This window comes from Duganella sp. CF402, assembly GCF_900109645.1.
Lineage (GTDB): Bacteria > Pseudomonadota > Gammaproteobacteria > Burkholderiales > Burkholderiaceae_D > Rugamonas.
Window position 1 is genome coordinate 450,812 of the sequence record NZ_FOBG01000003.1, and the last position, 15,688, is coordinate 466,499.

Genomic DNA, 15,688 nt, shown 5'->3' on the forward strand with positions numbered 1-15,688 from the left:
AGACAATATGCGCGCCGCTTTGATCTGGCACAAACGGCGCCCCCCTCCCTCGCCTGTACGCTAGAGCTGTTTTGATTCCCGGAAGAAGCAAAACTGGCCGAAAACGGGAGAAATGACGTGAGTGACAAGCGTTTCAAAAATACAACAAGAAGCCGGGGTTCTGCGGCTTTCGACCAAAACAAGCCATCACAATCGACCATTCCAGCGCAATTGAACCGACGAGGAATTAAGGTTCTTAGCAACCGGCGGTCACGCCGTGGCGGGATGTGAATTACACTTATAAAGGAATAACAAATGAAGAAATCTTTGTTGGCTCTGGCACTCATGGGCGCGTTTTCCGTCGCCCAGGCTCAATCGTCCGTCACGATCTACGGCACGCTGGACGCGGGTGTTTCACGGCGCACGGATACCGACATCACCGCCGTCGGCAAACGCGACAACAATAAACTGGGCTTCCGCGGCGTGGAAGACCTGGGCAGCGGCCTGAAAGCCCTGTTCCAGCTGGAAATCCGCTACGAGCCGGACACCGGCGTGATCGAAAGCACCGTGCGTCCGCTGTTCCAGGGCCAGAGCCGCGTCGGCCTGCAGGGCGACTTCGGTACCGTCCGCCTGGGTCGCGGCCTGACCGCCTTCCAGGAAACCAGCACCTTCTACGAACCGTGGTCGGGCATGCCAGCGGTGGCCGGTTACCAGACCGACCTGCAGGTGGCCGGCTACACGTCCGACCCGATGAGCGTGGCCGGCAACTCGTTGAACCGCTTCTCCAACGCCGTGTTCTACAACACGCCGGTGATCGGCGGCATCTTCCAGCTGAACGTCACGGTGGCCACCAAGGAAGCCAACAACAACCCGATCATCATCGGCCGCGGCACGGCCGCCGCGCCGCAATTCCCGGCCAACAGCATGGCGCCGGTGAATCCGTACTCGGTCAGCGCCACCGTGGGCCAGGGGCCGTTCTCGGCCTACGCCGCGTATGAGCGCAATGCCGTGGCCACCAAGCTGTGGTCGGTCGGCGCCTACTTCAAACCGATTCCCGACCTCAAGCTGATGGGCTCCTACCAGCGCCAGGACCAGGACTACAGCTTGCCGATCAACCCGATCACCAAAGCCTGGCTGGTGGGCGCCAACTACACCGTGGGTGCAGGCCTGGTGCGTGCCGGTTACGGCCAGAAGACCCCGGACAATGTGCTGAACAGCGCGGCCATCGCCAAGACCAAGCAGTTCTCGCTCGGCTACGACTACAACCTGTCGCCGCGCACCTACCTGTACGTGGACGGCGTGCGCAAGAAGCTGACCCCGGCAGCCACCTTCAATTACTACAGCGTCGGTATCCACCACAACTTCTAAGAACGTGCGTGGCGGAATGACGGGCATGGGACACCATGCCCGTTTTTTTTCGTTTAGAATTGCACTTCAATCTAGCCTACCAAGTACTTCAATGACCTCCCCACTGGACTCCAACGCCGTCGCCCAATACCTGACCGATCATCCGCATTTCTTCGAAGAGCATGCCGAGTTGCTGGGAGAAATCAAACTGACCAGTCCGCTGGCCGGCCGCGCGGTGTCGCTGCAGGAACGCCAGATGGAAGTGCTGCGCGACAAGTACAAGGCGCTGGAACTGCGCATGCACAACCTGATGCGCCTGGCGTCGGAAAACGAAGCCATCGCCAACAAGTTCCACCGCTGGACCCAGATCCTGCTGCAATCGGAAGACGTGGGCTCGATGCCGCACGCCGTCACCAGCGGCCTGAAAAGCGCGTTCGACGTGCCGCAAGCCACGCTGCGCATCTGGGGCACCGCGCCGGACTACCGCGACGAATGGTTCGTCAAAGGCGTGTCGGACGACGCGCGCATCTTCGCCAACAGCCTGCTGGCCCCGTACTGCGGCGCCAACAAGGACTTCGAGGCGGTGCGCTGGCTGGACGATCCGGCTGCCGTGGTGTCGACCGTCATCATCCCGCTGCGCAAGCAGGGCGACAAGCAAGCCTTCGGCCTGCTGATCATGGGCTCGCAGGACGCCAACCGCTTCACCTCGCTGATGGCGACCGACTTCCTGGTCCACATCGGCGAAACCTCCAGCACCGCGCTGGCCTGGCTGCTGGCCTGAGGCCGACGCCATGAGCGACGCTCCAGACAGCAAGCTGGCCTGGATCGACGCCTATCTGGCCCACCTGCGCGGCGTGCGGCAGCTGTCCGCCCACACGGTTGCCGCCTACGCCCGCGACTTGCAGGAGTTGGCAACGCTGTCGGGCGCGGTCGAGTGGACCCGCATCGACCAGCACGCCATCCGCCGCCTGACCGCCAAGCTGCACGCGCAGCAACTCGATCCCCGTTCGATCGCCCGCAAGCTGTCCAGCTGGCGCGGCTTTTTCAACTGGCTCGGCGAGCACACGCCACTGGCAGCCAACCCGGTGCAAGGCGTGCGCGCGCCGAAACGCGCCAAGACCCTGCCGCGCGCGTTGTCGGTGGACGACGCGGTGCAATTGGTGGCGCCGTCGCGCCCGGTGGCCGGCGCCGCGCCCGAGCCGGCCGAGCTGTGCAACCGCGCCATGTTCGAACTGTTGTATTCCAGCGGCTTGCGGGTGTCCGAGCTGGCCGGGCTGGACGTCATGCCCGCCAAGGACAGCCTGGGCTGGGTGGAGGCCGGCAACCGTGAGGTGATCGTCACCGGCAAGGGCAACAAGCGCCGCACGGTGCCGGTCGGCCAGGCCGCGCTCGACGCGCTGCAGGCCTGGCTGGCGGTGCGCCCGGTGCCCAGCGACGGCAGCAACGCGCTGTTCCTGAGCGCGCGCGGCAGCCGCGTCTCGCCGCGCGTGATCCAGCAGCGCCTGCAGACCCACGGCGTGGCGCACGGCGCGCCGGTGCACGTCCACCCGCACATGCTGCGCCACTCGTTCGCCTCGCACGTGCTGCAATCCTCGGGCGACTTGCGGGCGGTGCAGGAAATGCTGGGCCACGCCAGCATCAGCTCGACCCAGGTCTACACCGCGCTGGACTTCCAGCACCTGGCCGAGGTCTACGACAAAGCCCATCCGCGCGCTAAACTGAAGTAAATCCGGGCAGCGCGTACTGATATTGCTCAATCAGGCGAATTGCTAGCGCGGCAAAAATTCCGGCATAATCGCCCGATTGCATTGACGCATTTTGAAAACAACGACATGGCTATGATTCCGACCACCATCCTCACCGGCTTCCTCGGCGCCGGCAAGACCACGCTGCTCAACCGCATCCTGCAGGAAGAGCATGGCATGCGCATTGCCGTCATCGAAAACGAATTCGGCCAGGAAAACATCGACAACGAAATCCTGGTGCAAGACACCGGCGAGCAGATCGTGGAAATGAACAACGGCTGCATCTGCTGCACCGTGCGCGGCGACCTGATCGTGGCCCTCAGCAACCTGGCGCAAAAGCGCGAAGCCGGCGAGATCCAGTTCGACCGCGTGGTGATCGAGACTACCGGCCTGGCCAATCCCGGCCCGGTGGCGCAGACCTTCTTCGTCGACGAGGAAGTGGGCGCTCACTATATGCTGGACGCCGTGGTCACGGTGGTGGACGCCCGCCACGCGATGGCGCAGCTGGACCAGCACGAGGAAGCCCAGCGCCAGGTCGGTTTCGCCGACAAGCTGCTGCTGTCCAAGACCGACCTGGTCAGCGAGCAGGAACTGGACGCCCTGACCGCCCGCCTGAGCCGCATCAACCCGCGCGCGCCGATCAGCAAGTCCGATTTCGGCCGCGCTCCGATCAGCGAAGTACTGGACCTGAAGGGCTTCAACCTCAACGACAAGCTCGAGCTGGACCCGGACTTCCTGCTGACCGACCAGACCCACGAGGAAGGCCATGTGCACGACGAGCACTGCGGCCATGAGCATCACCACCACGAGCATGATGAGCACTGCGATCACCACGACCATCATCACGGCCACCACACCGACGATATCGCGGCGTTTGTGTTCAAAAGCAACCGTCCGTTCGACACCGCCAAGCTGGACGAGTTCCTCGGCGGCCTGGTCAATGTCTACGGTCCTCGCATGCTGCGCTACAAAGGCGTATTGTTCATGAAAGACGCCGACCGCAAGGTGGTGTTCCAGGGCGTGCACCAGATCATGGGCAGCGACCTCGGCGCCAAATGGGGAGAAAACGACGTTCCTGGCAGCAAAATGGTATTTATCGGTAAAAATCTGCCCAAAGACATCTTTATTAGCGGTTTAGAACAATGTCTGGTATAAACTATCCGGGTTTTACAAATCCGGGCTGATTACTGTTCCAACTCTGTCGTATCGAAGGTAAGCGAAGTTATGACCAAAACTAATAAATCGACCCCCGCAGCCCCTGAGCGCCTCCTGACCGAAGAAGAAATTCTGAAGATGGACGACAAGGATTACATGAATCCTGCGCAGATGGCTTTCTTCAAGGCGAAGCTGCAATCCCTGGAAAAAGAGCTGCTCAAGAACGCTGGCGAAACCACCGAACACCTGCGCGAAACCGTGCTGGTGCCGGATCCGGCCGACCGCGCCACCATCGAAGAAGAGCATGCGCTGGAACTGCGCACCCGCGACCGCGAGCGCAAGCTGCTGAAGAAGGTGCAGCAATCGATCGTGGCGATCGACAACAACGACTATGGCTGGTGCGAAGAAACCGGCGAGCCGATCGGCATTCCCCGCCTGATCGCGCGCCCGACCGCCACCCTGTCGCTGGAAGCGCAGCAGCGCCGCGAACTGAAGCAAAAGCTGTACGGCGACTGATTCCGCCGCTCCCACAAGAAGCACGCGCCTCACCCCGCGTGCTTTTTTTACGGCTACACTACGCTGCTATGGGATTGTTCTCACTCTTCAAGAAGGCCGACACGCTGCCGCCGCTCACCGACGATGAGCAGGCGCGGCTGGCCGCCAACAGCGAAGCGGAACGCGTGAGCCAGGCCGCGCGCCAGCGCGAGATCGCCCGCGCCACGGCCATGAAGATCGACGCCATTGAATCGGCGATGGCGGCCGACATTTTCAACCTGCCGGAGCCGGCCTGGGGCAGCCAGCGGCCGCCGCGCCCGCCGCGCGAGGCCGGCGATGACGACTTCGGCGACCTGCCCACCACCCTGCTGCTGGCCGACGACGCGCTGCCGCTGGCCGCCGTCGACGACAACGCGCCGGCGGTAGAGGAAATCGCTATCCTGTACGCCAACGGCCAGTCCGCCGTGGCGCAGCAGATGTTGACCGCCGCCGTGGCCGACACTGCCGGCCACGGCGGCGACCGCAGCGCCTGGTGGATGCTGTTCGACCTGTACCAGGCCAGCGGCCAGCAAGACGCCTTCGACAACCTGTCGATCGACTACGCCAGCACCTTTGAAACTTCGCCGCCGCCGTGGCAGGCGCCGGCCGCGCTGGCGGCCGCCTCGCCCGGCTGGGCCGGGCTGACCCCAACCGAATCCTTCAGCGGCGTGCTGGGCCCGCATATCGCGCCGCAGCTGGAGCGCCTGCGCGCGCTGGCTGGCGACAACCCGGTGCTGCGGCTGGAATTCAGCCGCGTGGCGGCGGTCAACGCCGACGGCGCCGCCCTGCTGCTCGACACCCTGCGCCAGCTGCAACAGCAGCAGCGTGAACTGATCCTGGTGGGCGCGGCCGCCCTCACCGCCCAGATCCGCGCCAGCCTGGCCATCGGCCGCCGTGACGAGGGCGAAGCGGTGTGGCTGCTGTTGCTGGAACTGTTGCAGCTGCAAAACCGCGAGAAGGAATTCGAGCAGATCAGCATGGACTACTGCGTGACCTTCGAAGTCTCGCCGCCCTCGTTCACACCGCCGCACAAGGTGGCGATGGCGCCTGCGCAACACGTACCGGCCTCGCCCGACCGTTTCATGTTGCCGCCGATCATAGAACATCAACTTGGTCCTTTGCTGCCGGCCATCCAGCAGTATGCTGAACAGTATCCGGCGCTGGTGTTCGACTGCTCGCGCCTGATGCGCATCGACTACGCCTGCGCCATTCAGCTACACTCTGCATTGCAGGAACTGGCTGCCGGCACAGAAGGCCGCAAGATCGCCTTCCGCGACGTGAACCACCTGGTCGCCGCGCTGCTGCGGCTGCTCGGCTATGCCAACCTGGCAAGAATCTATCCCCACAAGTACTGACTTGCATTTTTAGTTCCCGGCCCCACTTTTCAGTCTTGAGGCTCTGCATCATTACTTTGAGGTAACTATGGAACAATTTCACGGCACCACCATCCTGTGCGTGCGTCGCGGCAAGCAAGTCGCGCTGGGCGGCGACGGCCAGGTAACGCTGGGCAATATCGTCATGAAGGGCACGGCCCGCAAAGTGCGCAAGGTGTACCAGGGCAAGGTGCTGGTCGGCTTCGCCGGCGGCACCGCCGACGCCTTCACCCTGCTCGACCGCTTCGAGGGCAAGCTGGAAAAACACCAGGGCAATCTGCTGCGCGCCTCGGTCGAGCTGGCCAAGGACTGGCGCACCGACCGCGTGCTGCGCCGCCTGGAAGCGATGCTGCTGGTGGCCGACGCCGAGTCCACGCTGGTGATCACCGGCAATGGCGACGTGCTGGAGCCGGAAGATGGCGTGGGCGCCATCGGCTCGGGCGGCACCTACGCGCAATCGGCCGCCAAGGCGCTGGTCGAAAACACGGAACTGTCGCCATCGGAAGTGGTCAAAAAATCGCTGACCATCGCCGGGGAGCTGTGCATCTACACCAATCTGAACCACATCATTGAGACACTGGACCCAGCATGAATATGACCCCGCAGGAAATCGTCGGCGAACTCGACAAGCACGTGGTGGGCCAGGGCAAGGCCAAGAAGGCGGTTGCCATCGCGCTGCGCAACCGCTGGCGGCGCCAGCAGGTGGAAGAGCCGCTGCGCCATGAAATCACGCCGAAAAATATTTTGATGATCGGCCCTACCGGGGTCGGCAAGACCGAGATCGCGCGCCGCCTGGCCAAGCTGGCCGACGCGCCGTTCATCAAGATCGAAGCCACCAAATTCACCGAAGTCGGCTACGTCGGCCGCGATGTCGACACCATCATCCGCGACCTGGTCGATATCGGCGTCAAGCAGACCCGCCAGGCCGAGATGGCCAAGGTGCGCACCCGCGCCGAAGATGCGGCCGAAGACCGCGTGCTCGACATCCTGCTGCCGCCAGCGCGCGATTTCGGCTTCACCCAGTCGGCCGCCGAAGCGCCGAAGGACGACAGCACCCGCCAGACCTTCCGCAAGCGCCTGCGCCAGGGCGAGCTGGACGACAAGGACATCGAGATCGAGCTGGCCGAGGCCGGCCCGCAGATGGAAATCATGGCCCCGCCCGGCATGGAGGAAATGACCGAGCAGATCAAGTCGATGTTCTCCGGTATCGGCGGCCAGCGCAAGAAGGCGCGCAAGGTCAAGATCAAGGAAGCCATGAAGTTCCTGATCGAGGAAGAGGCCGCCAAGCTGGTCAATGAAGACGAGATGAAGCAGAAGGCGATCCAGAACGTCGAGCAGAACGGCATCGTGTTCCTCGACGAGATCGACAAGATCGCCTCGCGTTCGGAAGTGGGCGGCGCCGATGTGTCGCGCGCTGGCGTGCAGCGCGACCTGCTGCCGCTGGTGGAAGGCACCACCGTCAACACCAAGTACGGCATGATCAAGACCGACCACATCCTGTTCATCGCCTCGGGCGCCTTCCATCTGGCCAAGCCGTCGGACCTGATCCCCGAGCTGCAGGGCCGCTTCCCGATCCGGGTCGAACTGGAGTCGCTGTCGATCGCCGATTTCGAGCGCATCCTGACCAGCACCGATGCCTGCCTGACCAAGCAGTATGAAGCCCTGCTGTCGACCGAAGACGTGAAGATCGAGTTTGCGCCGGAAGGCATCAACCGCCTGGCGGAAATCGCCTACTCGGTCAACGAGCGCACCGAGAACATCGGCGCGCGCCGCCTGTACACGGTGATGGAGAAACTGCTGGAAGAGCTGTCCTTCACGGCCAGCGAGGAAAGCGGCAAGACCATCGTGATCGATGCCGCCTACGTGAATGCACGCCTGGATGCGCTGGCGGTCAACGAAGACCTGTCGCGCTACGTGTTGTAAAACCTTCGGCGGGCGCCGGTCGTGGCGCCCGCTCTCAGGTTAAAAGTTGTAACGCAAGCCGGTGCCCAGCGTCGGCTTGGTGTTCTTTTCGTAGGCGTTGATGCGGATCGGCATGTAGCTGACATCGACTGTCAGCGAGACGTTCGGATTCAGCTTGTAGGCCACGCCCACGCCGGCCGTCACGCCGCCACGGGCGTAGGTATAGTTATCGTAGTCAAAGCGGTACTTGGTCCGGGCCCAGGCGAAATTGCCGCCCAGCCGGCTGGTCAGCGACCACTTGTCGTCGAGCTTGAGCGCAGTGGCCCAGTTGACGCCCACGCCGCTGGCGCGCACCGCATCCCCGCCGTAGTAGCCAAAGCCATCAAAAGTGCGCAGCTTGGTCTCGGTCCCCAGCGTGAACACCATCAACTCCACCGCATGCGTTTGCGGCAGGCCAGACAGCGTGTTGCTGCCGACGTTGTAGCCGGCGTAGGCACGCACCAGGCTGGTGTTGTGGCTGAACTGAGTGCCCACGTCCATGCCCACGTAGGCCGGCGACGGTTCCTCGCCAAACGCGCTGCCGCAAGCGGCGGCGATCAACACAGCACACAATGCTTTCATCTTTGCTCCGTTAGTCATGATGGAGCGAGTGTGGCCCACTTCGCCCCGATGTACTAACAAATTATTCCAAAGCCAGCATTCCACGCCGGAGAGTATCGTGATACGATACCTTTACCTTTTTAACAAGACGCCAAAATGAGTTCACCGGAATTGCTGCTGCAAGTGCTGCGGACCCAGATGCGGGCTGCCGGCGTGACCTACAAAATGCTGGCCGAGCGGATCGCCATGAGCGAGTCCAGCGTCAAGCGCATGTTCGGGCAACAGGACATGTCCTTGTCGCGGCTGGCGCAAATCTGCAAGGCGGCGGGGGTGCCGATGGAAGACGTGCTGCGCGGTGCGGCCGACGCCACGCCGCAAGCGGACCGCCTCACGCTGACGCAGGAAAAATCGCTGCTGGCCAATCCCAGGCTGCTGCTGATGGCGATCAGCTGCCTCGGCCACTGGACCGTGGAACAGGTGCTGGAAACCTACGAGTTGACCGAGCCGGAATGCATCATGCTGCTGGCCGAGCTGGACCGGCTGGGATTGATCGAACTGAAGCCGCTGAACCGCTACCGCCTGCGCGTCTCCAACGCCTTCCGCTGGCTGCCGGACGGCCCGGTGCAGCAATTCTTCCGCGAGCATGTGGTGGACGACTATTTCGGCGGCAGCTTCGACGGCGCCGGCGAAACGCTGCTGTGCCTGCCGGCCCGCCTGTCGGCGCCAAGTGCGCAGGAACTGGTCGGCCGCATCCAGCAACTGGCCGGCGAACTGGCGCGCCTGCACCAGGGCGACCGCCGTTTAACGCCGCAAGAACGCGACGGCTTCACGTTGCTGATCGGCTTCCGCTCCTGGGAATTCGCCGCCTTCACCGCCCTGCGCCGCCCTAAATAAAGTGATTAATCATTTGCCTCTTCGGCAGCCTGCTCCTCACGAATGACTCTTTCCGTATCGAGATAAGACCAGATGCACACGCCCAGACCGAAAATACTACCTAACGCTGTAAGCGCATAAATAAAAATAGTCATTTCATCCTCCTTTGTGACAGGCGGCGAAAAACCAACGAAGCCAACAATAAAGAAATGCTAGCAAATGTGATGCAACTGCCCAACATGGCAGTGGCATTAATCAGAGCGGCATTTCTTTCCGCAATAAGTGTTAATGCATAAAGAGTACTGTATATCGAAAAAAACACAAACGACGCACCGTTTTGTAAGGTCTTCCATTCTTTATCCTGTGCAGGCAAATGCTCGATCTCATTGATGATCGATACGTGAAGCACTAAGCCAAATACGATAAAGTCAGGCGCTGAGCATGGGCTGATTACACCGGCATTGGCGATGAGCCAAGCGACGAGTCTGGTTAAAACGGGAATGAGACCGACAAATAATGTGCAGGCCAGCCATTTGCTTTTCGAGAATCTCATGATTTTCAATCTGAGTAGTGATTCTCGAAAAACTATGGCATAGGCCTATCATCCGGTATGGCGCGGAATCAAAAGCTCACCAGATAGGGCCGAGGAACAGGTAGGCGCTGCTTTTGCCGCCTTTGGTGGTGCCGGCGCCGAAGTACAGCGGGCCGAAGCGGGTATCGACCGCGACGAAGCCGCTGGCGGCCTGCTTCAGCGAGCCCCAATGCAGCGGATCGTTCGGGCTGTAGGCGCCGCCCGCTTCCAGCGAGAAGCCGAGCCGCACGTCGCCGCCCAGCGCGGCCGGCATGGCGCCGATGCTGCGCGCCATCACCACCCGTCCCAGCACGGTGCGGCTGCCCACCACCGATTCCGGCGTGGTGCCTGACAGCCGCAGGAAGCCGCCCAGATTGTTGTCCGTCGCACCGCCCTGGCTGCGCGCCCACTCGGCATACACGTGGCCTGCCCAGCGCCCGGCGTGGAAGGCTTCCATGCCCTTCAGTTCCTGCCGCGCCGGCACCGGCGTCGCTTCGTTCTTGTGCAGCTCCACCGCACGCTGCCACTCAAGGCTGAACAAGGTGCCGCGCGTCGGGAAGGCGATGCTGTCGAGCGTATCGACGTTGAAGCTCAAGGCCTGCACGGTTTGCGACACGTGCTGCTTGGTCAGGTCTTCCGGTATCGTCAGATGCACTTTGCCGACCTGGCGCGACACGGTGTAGCGCAGGTCGCCCCAGCGTCCCAATTGCCGTCCCACCGACATCCCCGCAGCGCTGTAGTCGTAGGCATAGCGCGCCTGGCGGAAGCCGGTGGAGTTGAAGATGTCGCTGGCGCCGGAAGCGTATTCCAGCGACGGCGCCACATACCATTGCGAGCCTGCGCCCAGCGGCTGCCAGAACTGCATGCCCAGGGAGCGCGTGGTGCCGACGCTGGCGATGGTGCGCAGCTCCGCGCCCCAGTCGTTGAGCGAGGACAGCACGTGCATGGCCTTGAACTGGAAGGCGCTGTTCTCGCTAAAGTCGCTGTTCAATTCCAAGCCGACGCGCAGGCGGCTGTGCGCCCAATCGGCTTCGGTTGGTTTGATTAACACGCTGCGGCCGTTCTCGTCGTCGCGCACTTCGGTTTCCACACGCGCCAGGTCGCCGCGACCGAACAGCAGGTTGCCCGCCAGCGTGGCCTGCTCGCTGGTCACCTGCTGCCCCAGCTTCAAACCGGTCTGCACTTCCAGCTCCTTTGGATTGATGCGGCCACTCGGTGCGATTTCCAGCTTGGTCAGCCGCACCGGCTGGTCGATCGCCAGCGGCGCCGACGAGCGTTTCAATTCGTACGCCGCGTACTGCGCTTCCGGCAGCGCCAGTCCCACCAGTTTGGCGCTCATGGCGCGCACCGCCGCCTCGCCCTCTTTCATGGCGCGGTCATGGCGCGCAAAGTCGAGGAAGCCAATGCCGCCCAGGTCCGGTTGCAGCAGCACGTCGTTAGGCTTCAGTTCCTTCAGCGAGCGCTGGACGTTTTGCTCGGTCAGGATTTGCAGCATCTGCTGCGCCACGCTGACCGCGCTCACCAGTTCCTTCTCCTGCGCCAGCGGGGTGCCGACGTTGACGGCGATGATGATGTCCGCCCCCATCTCGCGCGCCACGTCCACCGGCAGATTGCGCACCAGGCCACCATCGACCAGCAAGCGCTGGTTGACCCGCACCGGCGCAAACACGCCCGGCACCGCCAGCGAGGCGCGCATGGCGAGGAACAGCGGGGTGTCGGTCAGCTCCACCAGTTCACCGGTCACCAGATCGGAGGCGACGGAGCGGAACGGCAGCTGCAGCAGGTTGGCCGGCTTGTCGCGCGCGCCCGACGGCAGCACGCGGGTCAGCGCCAGTTCCAGCGCTTCGTTGCCGGCGGCGGCCGGTGGCAGCGACACGCCGTCAAGGTGCGCGCCGAATTCGATACGCGACGGCAGCAGCAAGTCTTCGTCGCGGCGGCGATAGAACAGTTCATCGCGCGGCGGACGATCCGCCACCACGGCGTTCCAGTCGGTGCGGCGCACCAGCTGTTCCAGCTGGTCGACCGAGCTGCCGGCCGCATACGCGCCGCCCACCACGCTGCCCATGCTGGTGCCGACCACGATATCGACCGGGATGCGAAGTTCCTGCAGGGCGCGCAACACGCCGATATGGGCGAAACCACGGGCGCCGCCGCCGGACAGCACCAGCGCCACTTTCGGGCGCGGCTTGATGGCGGCATTGGGCGCGATCGAGGTGGCGTCAGGCTGTTGCTGCGCCAGCGCGGTGGACAAGAAAAAGCCGCAGCATAAAGCTGCGGCCAGGTTGCGGAGGTAAGTCATGGTCTGGCCTACTGACGATCGTTACTGGGGATGGGAGGCACGCGTTGCGGCGCCGTCTGCGCGTTCTGTTGCGGCATGACCGGCGGCTGGCCGGGCGTCTGCTGGAACGATGGCGACGGCGTCGCTGTCACCGGCGGCGGCGCCGGCTGCACCACCGGCTGCACCACCGGCGGCGGCATGGAAGCCGGCATCGGGCCGAGCTGGCCCGGCAGCGTGGCCGGTCCGCTGGACACGCCGGCATCGCTCGGCAAGTCCACGCGCTTGATCACGCCGCCCTCGGACAGGATCACATGCCTGGCGTGCACCTCTTTCACCACCACGCCCGGCATCACTTCCTTGCCGACCGCCAGCGCCACCGCCGGCTTGTTGTCGACCGAGATGATGGCGGCGCTGTCTTCGCCGCGCGCGGCGACCACGCCTTTCAGCTGGTAGTTGCTGACTGCGGCCACGTTCACCTGTCCACCGAACAGGCCCTTGGCCGCGTCGAGGTTGACGCCCATCGGCGGCGGTGGCGGCGGCGCGGCAATCGCGCGCTGCTGCGGCTTGAACAACTGCAGTCCCCAATAGGCCAGCGATGCCGACAGCAGCACCACGGCGAGAACAGTAACGATTAAGGGCAAACGCTTCATGGTGTCCTTGTTGTATTCCTGACGATCAGCGTACCAGCTGATTGATTTCGATAATAGGCATCAGTACCGCCAGCACGATCAGCAGCACCACCACGCCCATCGCCAGGATCAGCGCCGGTTCCAGCAGGCCTGCGATGGTCAGGGTGCGCCGTTCCAGATCGGCCTCCTGGGCGGCAGCGGCGCGGTCCAGCATGGCCGGCAGCTCGCCGGTGATTTCGCCGGCGCGGATCATGTGCACCAGCATCGGCGGGAAGTGCTTCTGCGCCGACAGCGCACGCGCCAGGCTCACGCCTTCGCGCACGGCGTCGCTGGCCTCTTCCACCAGCTCGCGCATGGCGACGTTGTTGAGGGTATCGCGGCTGGTTTCCAGCGCGCGCAGGATAGGCACGCCGGAGCCGGTGGTGATCGCCAGCGTGCTGGCGAAACGCGCGGTGTTCAGGCTGCGCTCGAATTTGCCATACAGCGGCGCGGTCAGCAGCCAGGTGTGCCAGCGCCTCTTTAATACGATGTTCTGCAGGGCGCGCCGCCACATGAACCAGGCACCGATCAGCGCAGTCGCCACCACGATGCCGTAGCTGCGTACGAAGTCCGACACCGCCAGCATCACCACCGTCAGGAACGGCAGCTTTTGCTTGGTGTTGGCGAACACCGAGACGATCTGCGGCACCACGTAGGTCAGCAGGAAGATCACGATGGAGAACGCCACCACCGTCACGATGGCCGGATAGGTGAAGGCCAGCCGGACCTTCTGCACCAGCGCGTTGCGGCGTTCGATGTAATCGGCAAGGCGCGACAGCACGCGCGACAACTGGCCGATCTGCTCACCGGACGCCACCAGCGCGCGGTAGATTTCAGCAAAGTCGCGCGGATGGCGGCCCAGCACCACCGACAGCGCATCGCCGCCGATGACTTCCGAACGCACCGAGGCAATCAGGTCGCGCAGGTACGGGCGCTCGGCCTGTTCCAGCAAGGCGGTAAAGGCCTGCTCCAGCGGCAGGCCGGCTTCCAGCAAACTGGCCAGCTGGCGCGTGAACAGCGCCAGTTCGGTCGAGCTCAAACGCTCGCCCAGGCCGCCACGGCTTTTAGCGACGCCGGAGGCATCCACCTGCGCGGCGATCTGGTCGACCTTGAGCGGCACCAGTCCCTGCGCGCGCAGCTCGGAACGCGCCGAGCGGGCGCTGTCCGAATTCAGGACGCCTTTCTTGGTGGCGCCGCCGGCATCGACGGCTTCGTAACGAAATGCGGGCATAGTTAGTCGCTTAGTCCTTGGTCACGCGCATGAGTTCCGCCTGCGTGGTGGTGCCGCTGGCCAGCCAGCGTTCGCCGTCATCGCGCATGGTCTGCATGCCGTCGCCGATGGCTGCAGCTTTGATCTCCGCTTCCGAGGCGCGGTTGTGGATTTGCGCGCGGATCTGCTCCGTGGTCTCCAAAAATTCGTAGACGCCGACCCGGCCCTGATAGCCGGTGTGGCCGCAATGCTCGCAGCCGACCGCGTGCCACAACTTGCCGTCGTAGGTTTTGCAGCTTGGGCACAGCTTGCGCACCAGCCGCTGCGCCAGCACGCCGAGCAAGGTGGACGACAGCAGGAACGGTTCGATGCCCATGTCCAGCAAGCGCGTAACCGCAGCGGCGGCGTCGTTGGTGTGCAGCGTCGCCAGCACCAGGTGACCGGTCAGCGAGGCTTGTACCGCGATCTGCGCGGTTTCCAGGTCGCGAATCTCACCGATCATGATCACGTCCGGGTCCTGGCGCAGGATGGCGCGCAAGGCCTTGGCGAAGGTCATGTCGATGCGCGGGTTGACCTGGGTCTGGCCCACCCCCGGCAGGTCGTATTCGATCGGGTCTTCCACCGTCATGATGTTGGTGGTGGTGGCGTTCAGCAGCGACAGCGCGGCGTAGAGCGTGGTGGTTTTGCCGGAGCCGGTAGGACCGGTCACCAGCACGATGCCGTGCGGCTGGTTGATCAGCGCATCGAACTTCGGCAGCATGGTCTCGCTCATGCCGAGGTGGTTCAGGTCGAGGCGGCCGGCTTCCTTGTCCAGCAGACGCAGTACCGCGCGTTCACCGTGGCCGGTCGGCAGCGTGGAGACACGCACGTCCACCGGCTTGCCGCCGATACGCAGCGTGATGCGGCCATCCTGCGGCAGGCGCTTCTCGGCGATATCCAGCTGCGCCATGATCTTGATACGCGAGATCAGCGAACCGTGGATGGCCTTGCGCGGACGGACGATATCGCGCAACGTGCCGTCGACGCGGAAGCGCACCACCGAGGTTTGCTCGAACGGCTCGATGTGGATATCGGATGCGCTGTCGCGCAGTGCTTGCGTCAGCAGCGCGTTGATCATGCGGATCACCGGTGCATCGTCGGATGATTCCAGCAGGTCTTCAATCGCCGGCACGTCCTGCAGCAGCTTGGTCAGATCGAGATCGGCGTCGAATTCTTCCGCCACCATCGAAGCGTTGCCGCCCGAGCTGGCGTAGGCGGCGGCGATGGCGGTTTCCAGGTCGGCGCGCGTCATGTGCTTCAACTGGATGCGGCCGAAACGGCGCGACACTTCAGCGATGGCCGCCGGCGCGGTGGCGCCGCACATCAGCACATCGACCGTGTTCTCGGCGTCTTCGCTGTGCTGGGCCAGCACCACGAAGTCGCGCGCGAAAGCGTAGGGGAGCAGATTCGTCAT

General features: G+C 63.6%; 16 protein-coding genes. 9 read left to right on the forward strand and 7 right to left on the reverse strand.

Annotated features, from left to right (window positions below):
• Positions 1-294: 294 nt before the first annotated feature.
• From BMZ70_RS24090 to hslU, 8 genes are all read left to right on the forward strand, one after another.
• Positions 295-1,347, forward strand: a complete 1,053-nt coding sequence (locus tag BMZ70_RS24090; RefSeq protein WP_092280255.1) for a porin — start codon at positions 295-297, stop codon at positions 1,345-1,347.
• A 91-nt stretch (positions 1,348-1,438) separates the two neighbouring features.
• The gene (locus BMZ70_RS24095; RefSeq protein ID WP_092280257.1) at positions 1,439-2,107 is read left to right on the forward strand and encodes a DUF484 family protein; all 669 of its coding nucleotides are present in this window, start codon (positions 1,439-1,441) and stop codon (positions 2,105-2,107) included.
• Positions 2,108-2,117: 10 nt separating this feature from the next.
• Complete coding sequence (locus BMZ70_RS24100) at positions 2,118-3,053, forward strand: tyrosine recombinase XerC (RefSeq protein ID WP_092280259.1); 936 nt, start codon at positions 2,118-2,120, stop codon at positions 3,051-3,053.
• Positions 3,054-3,158: 105 nt separating this feature from the next.
• Complete coding sequence (locus BMZ70_RS24105) at positions 3,159-4,226, forward strand: CobW family GTP-binding protein (RefSeq protein ID WP_092280389.1); 1,068 nt, start codon at positions 3,159-3,161, stop codon at positions 4,224-4,226.
• A 69-nt stretch (positions 4,227-4,295) separates the two neighbouring features.
• Entirely contained in the window at positions 4,296-4,742 is a 447-nt protein-coding gene (gene dksA, locus BMZ70_RS24110) for an RNA polymerase-binding protein DksA (protein ID WP_092280261.1), read from the forward strand.
• Positions 4,743-4,810: 68 nt separating this feature from the next.
• Positions 4,811-6,115: an STAS domain-containing protein gene (locus tag BMZ70_RS24115; RefSeq protein ID WP_092280263.1), complete on the forward strand. Its 1,305-nt coding sequence runs from the start codon at positions 4,811-4,813 to the stop codon at positions 6,113-6,115.
• A gap of 67 nt (positions 6,116-6,182) precedes the next feature.
• Positions 6,183-6,725 (forward strand): ATP-dependent protease subunit HslV, encoded by a 543-nt coding sequence (hslV, locus tag BMZ70_RS24120; RefSeq protein WP_092280265.1) that lies wholly within the window; start codon positions 6,183-6,185, stop codon positions 6,723-6,725.
• The gene (gene hslU / locus BMZ70_RS24125; RefSeq protein WP_092280267.1) at positions 6,722-8,056 is read left to right on the forward strand and encodes an ATP-dependent protease ATPase subunit HslU; all 1,335 of its coding nucleotides are present in this window, start codon (positions 6,722-6,724) and stop codon (positions 8,054-8,056) included. The genes hslV and hslU overlap by 4 nt, the downstream gene beginning before the upstream one ends.
• Before the next feature lie 39 nt (positions 8,057-8,095).
• On the opposite strand, the gene BMZ70_RS24130 is transcribed toward hslU, so the two are convergent.
• Positions 8,096-8,656, reverse strand: coding sequence for an outer membrane beta-barrel protein (locus BMZ70_RS24130; RefSeq protein ID WP_092280269.1), 561 nt, complete (start codon positions 8,654-8,656; stop codon positions 8,096-8,098).
• A gap of 135 nt (positions 8,657-8,791) precedes the next feature.
• Here BMZ70_RS24130 and BMZ70_RS24135 point away from each other — a divergent pair, with 135 nt between their 5' ends.
• Positions 8,792-9,529: a helix-turn-helix domain-containing protein gene (locus BMZ70_RS24135; protein ID WP_092280271.1), complete on the forward strand. Its 738-nt coding sequence runs from the start codon at positions 8,792-8,794 to the stop codon at positions 9,527-9,529.
• A gap of 5 nt (positions 9,530-9,534) precedes the next feature.
• Here the strand turns inward: BMZ70_RS24135 and BMZ70_RS29145 are convergent, their stop codons facing one another.
• The 6 genes from BMZ70_RS29145 to gspE form a co-directional block, all read right to left on the reverse strand.
• Positions 9,535-9,663 carry a hypothetical protein gene (locus BMZ70_RS29145; protein ID WP_255372223.1) on the reverse strand — a complete coding sequence of 43 codons (129 nt, stop codon included), beginning with the start codon at positions 9,661-9,663 and terminating at the stop codon, positions 9,535-9,537.
• Positions 9,660-10,061: a hypothetical protein gene (locus BMZ70_RS28155; RefSeq protein ID WP_130301036.1), complete on the reverse strand. Its 402-nt coding sequence runs from the start codon at positions 10,059-10,061 to the stop codon at positions 9,660-9,662. Before BMZ70_RS28155 ends, BMZ70_RS29145 begins: the two co-directional genes overlap by 4 nt.
• Positions 10,062-10,137: 76 nt before the next feature.
• The gene (locus BMZ70_RS24140) at positions 10,138-12,378 is read right to left on the reverse strand and encodes a patatin-like phospholipase family protein (RefSeq protein ID WP_092280273.1); all 2,241 of its coding nucleotides are present in this window, start codon (positions 12,376-12,378) and stop codon (positions 10,138-10,140) included.
• An 8-nt stretch (positions 12,379-12,386) separates the two neighbouring features.
• Positions 12,387-13,007 (reverse strand): type II secretion system protein N, encoded by a 621-nt coding sequence (locus BMZ70_RS24145; protein WP_092280275.1) that lies wholly within the window; start codon positions 13,005-13,007, stop codon positions 12,387-12,389.
• A 25-nt stretch (positions 13,008-13,032) separates the two neighbouring features.
• Entirely contained in the window at positions 13,033-14,256 is a 1,224-nt protein-coding gene (gspF, locus tag BMZ70_RS24150) for a type II secretion system inner membrane protein GspF (RefSeq protein WP_092280277.1), read from the reverse strand.
• A gap of 10 nt (positions 14,257-14,266) precedes the next feature.
• The gene (gene gspE / locus BMZ70_RS24155) at positions 14,267-15,688 is read right to left on the reverse strand and encodes a type II secretion system ATPase GspE (RefSeq protein ID WP_092280279.1); all 1,422 of its coding nucleotides are present in this window, start codon (positions 15,686-15,688) and stop codon (positions 14,267-14,269) included.